Annotated in this window: 4 protein-coding genes and 1 pseudogene; all 5 read right to left on the bottom strand. The window is 46.2% G+C overall.

Annotated elements, in window-relative coordinates; genetic code table 11:
- Window positions 1–284: 284 nt before the first annotated feature.
- Entirely contained in the window at window positions 285–596 is a 312-nt protein-coding gene (locus ACE1CM_RS29395) for a hypothetical protein (protein WP_374882395.1), read from the bottom strand.
- A gap of 248 nt (window positions 597–844) precedes the next feature.
- Window positions 845–1,687, bottom strand: coding sequence for an ATP-binding protein (locus ACE1CM_RS29390; protein ID WP_374882394.1), 843 nt, complete (start codon window positions 1,685–1,687; stop codon window positions 845–847).
- Window positions 1,688–1,717: 30 nt separating this feature from the next.
- Window positions 1,718–2,065 carry a hypothetical protein gene (locus tag ACE1CM_RS29385; RefSeq protein WP_226592512.1) on the bottom strand — a complete coding sequence of 116 codons (348 nt, stop codon included), beginning with the start codon at window positions 2,063–2,065 and terminating at the stop codon, window positions 1,718–1,720.
- A gap of 78 nt (window positions 2,066–2,143) precedes the next feature.
- Complete coding sequence (locus tag ACE1CM_RS29380) at window positions 2,144–2,548, bottom strand: hypothetical protein (RefSeq protein WP_374882393.1); 405 nt, start codon at window positions 2,546–2,548, stop codon at window positions 2,144–2,146.
- Between the two features lie 2 nt (window positions 2,549–2,550).
- Window positions 2,551–3,290: pseudogene (locus ACE1CM_RS29375) on the bottom strand (hypothetical protein); the annotation flags it as partial.

Here is a 3,290-nt window from a genome sequence, read left to right as displayed (position 1 = left end):
TTTCGTGAGGCCCGGTAGGTGACCTATCAACTAATTCTCCGTCAGCGAGTTCATAGCGGGGATTGTCACGATATTGCTCCAAAAATGTTTCAAAACTTAGGAGCTTTTGCGCGGCGTAAGCCATTGGGAAACTCTCAAATTTTCGCTGGGTATATTATAATTATCCAGACTATAAATCCAGTGGCAATCGCTTTAATATTAGCAGATAAATTTAACCGCACAAACACTATATATTTGCTATTTAATCCAGAAAAATAACTGACAAATGCCAGGTATTTTTTGACTCACTTCTCTGCCCAAGAGTGACAAATTAAACTTGATTTTGGCTCACCCTCATCCACAGGAATAGTGCGGATGAATTGCCTCATTGCACAAAGCATCGAACTTTGAATCACAGCAGCACTTAGGGCATAATCAGATAAGGCGATCGCATCCACTTCATCATGCGCCATATTCCCAATGTGCGCTTGCCAACAAGGGTGTTGGTCAAAAATGGAGATAATATTGCCCAAAGCCATCTTAATGATGTCAGCTTCCGCCATTGTCCAGTAAGCTGCTGTCGCGTCTTTCCCAGTTACCCCAAGTGATTTACGCATGACGCATTATGCGGGGACGCTCAGGGGAGTTCAAGTGCCTGAATTTTAATGGTATGAGCGATCGCTCCTCTATTTTCCTGCAAGAGTGAGGAGCGATCGCTCCTGAAGCTATTTATTCATCATCTTTGTCTTCAGCATCCCTTGCCAGAAACCCGGTTTCTTCGTCGAGATCTAGTTACCTAAACCACGATTTTTCCTAGAAACCGGGAATATTAGCGCAAACACTACTGACAATAAGCCGATCGCCTCTAGCCTGATTGAACCTCATGATTATTGTTATCGGAAGTCTCAGGATCTTTTGTCTCTTTTTCCTTCTTAACTAAAGCCTCCTTCACCTTTTTTTGTACTTCCTCCTCTTCCTCTGGTGTTAACTTTTCAGATTCAGGAGTAGCGTTAATCCTTGCCGCCTTAATGCGGTCAACAGACTCAAGCAGATCCATGAGTTCAACATACTCCTTGCCTTGACGAGCAACTCTCATTGCTGCATCGATGACGGCATTCTTGATATCTCTACCACAAACATCTTCCACCTGTGCAAGTCGTTGTGGGGACACATCTTTTGCTAGTGGCATTTGTGCGGGAAGATGTCGTCTCCAAATCTCTCGACGGCAGGTTTCATCTGGCATAGGAAAACGCACATTGCGAACCCGTGTTTCAAATGCTTTGTCGTAGTTTTCGACGAGATTTGTGGAGAAGATCGCAACGCCTCGAAAGCGCTCCAAACATATAAGTAACTGGCTACGCATCGAGTTGATAGCTTGTTCCGATCCTTGCGTAACATTTGTTAGTCGCTTGGAAAGCAAAGAATCTGCTTCGTCTATAAATAGCAAAGCATTATCTCGCTCTGCTGCTTGAAAGATTGCCTCCACATTCTTTGGCCCTTCGCCATGATACATGCTCTCTATTTGAGCATAGCTGGCAACTAAAATTGGGCGCTTGATTTTGGATGCGATCGCGTGTGCTGCCAGCGTCTTTCCAGTTCCTGGCTTACCGTGAAAGGGACGCTCAGGCGAGTTCAAGTGCCTGAGTTTTAATGGTATGAGCGATCGCACTCCAGTTTTATTACGGGAGTAGGGTGCGATCGCTTGCAATTGAACAGACGCAAATCTGATTGTCAGGTTCTAACACCCATTACCATTCATAACAACCAATCGTAGCCTGTTCTTCAAGTCATCGGATACAGGCAGTTTGCCAATTTCAGTCAATAGTTTGCTGTGCTGCTCATTTTGTCGTCGCTGGCAATAAACTTTCACCAGGAAATTATCAATACCAACTTTAGCTACAGCATCAGCAACTAAGCCTGCAATTCCGAGAACGGCTATACCACCGATCATTCCAAATGGGCCGCCAAGTGCTGCAAGTGCAGTTGTGAGAGCCGCACCACCGGCAAAACCCGTAGTAGCTATTGCAATGGCAAGTAACACACCAGGCAGTCCCAGGGCTGCCACTTTTCTAATCACTTCATCCATTTTGAATTCTTCCTGAAATTAAGTATGTAGGGTGGGCATCGCCCACCACAAACCTTGCAACTCTGACGCAAATTGGGATTAAAACTCCCATTCATGGCCTGGATCGTCAAGGGCAGCTCTGACTGAGGTTAAATCAGCGAGTTCCTTAAACGGACTAGACTTTGCTATTTCTGTGATTGAATTCAGGGCTAAAGTTAATTTGGTATTATCATCGTTTGCTATTGCCAGATCGACTTGTTCAAACAGAAAGCGAAAGTTTTTAGCACGTTCATCGAACGAGCGATCGAGATACTTTATCAGAGCATCACGATTGGCTTTAATCTGGGCAACGGTTGCTTTTTCCCAAGCTTCGATGCCACGCCGTTTAGTTTGTTCTTCCTCTGCAACTATCTTGTACTCGGTGTAGGCTTGAACAATATCGCGCAAGCATTCAGCAGCGGAGCCTACACCAATAACTTCTACAGGAACTCTCTTGGCTGTCATGTCTATTTGCCTGGTAAGTTACGGTATTTCTCTAGGATGGTTAAAGTGCCGAGGTTGAGCTTGCCTTCACCGTTCAAGACTGGGGTTTTCAAAATTTCTACAAGTCCCTTCATCAGAATTGCTACTTGTTGAAACTTTTCGGCATCCCTGTTTGAATCAAAAGGTTGAGATTCAAGTTCATGAAGACTTGCAACAGCGCGAGTGTTAATAGAGTCAAATACACCCCCCAACTCAGTAATACGCCGTTTTACTTGTTGCGAAAAGTCTTTTGCAACGTTAATTTCTGCGATCGCTTTGTTGACTTGGGCTTCGTACTCTCGCGCCTTTGTCATGGCTTTCTCACCTTCACGAGCAGCAAAAAAGCCCCCGATCGCTAAAGCTGGTAAAACAGTGATGCCGCCTAGCACAGCAGCACCCAGAGCCATGCCACCACCACCCGCAGCGATCGCTCCACCGCCAAACCATGCTAGGGTTGCATTCCAAGCTGCTGCTCCACTGAGGCTGGAGATAGCTGTTCCCGTACTTGCTGCTCCTATTGAAGTAGCAACGCCAATAGCACCACCGTAACCTGCTGCGGCTGCTCCAGCGGATTTAACACCAGCCATCTGAACTGCGGGGTACTCCCGCCAGAGTGCGATAGCACTTGGCGGTGAGGGGGATAGCAGGTGAGCGAGGAATCCCACCCCCGACCGATTTTGGCTAACACACAAAGAGAAAGTGGGGTGGGTGACGAGTGAACAAT

It is taken from the genome of Microseira sp. BLCC-F43, from assembly GCF_041929235.1.
In the GTDB taxonomy this organism is placed as follows: Bacteria; Cyanobacteriota; Cyanobacteriia; order Cyanobacteriales; family Aerosakkonemataceae; genus Microseira.
Note: the sequence above shows the minus strand (reverse complement) of the source record. Positions and strands in the feature narration are given on the sequence as shown.

Excerpts from the sequence above, each read along its gene's own strand:
- ACE1CM_RS29395 (WP_374882395.1), bottom strand. The coding sequence starts at position 596 with ATGCGTAAATCACTTGGGGTAACTGGGAAAGACGCGACAGCAGCTTAC.
- ACE1CM_RS29385 (WP_226592512.1), bottom strand. The coding sequence starts at position 2,065 with ATGGATGAAGTGATTAGAAAAGTGGCAGCCCTGGGACTGCCTGGTGTG.
- ACE1CM_RS29380 (WP_374882393.1), bottom strand. The coding sequence starts at position 2,548 with ATGACAGCCAAGAGAGTTCCTGTAGAAGTTATTGGTGTAGGCTCCGCT.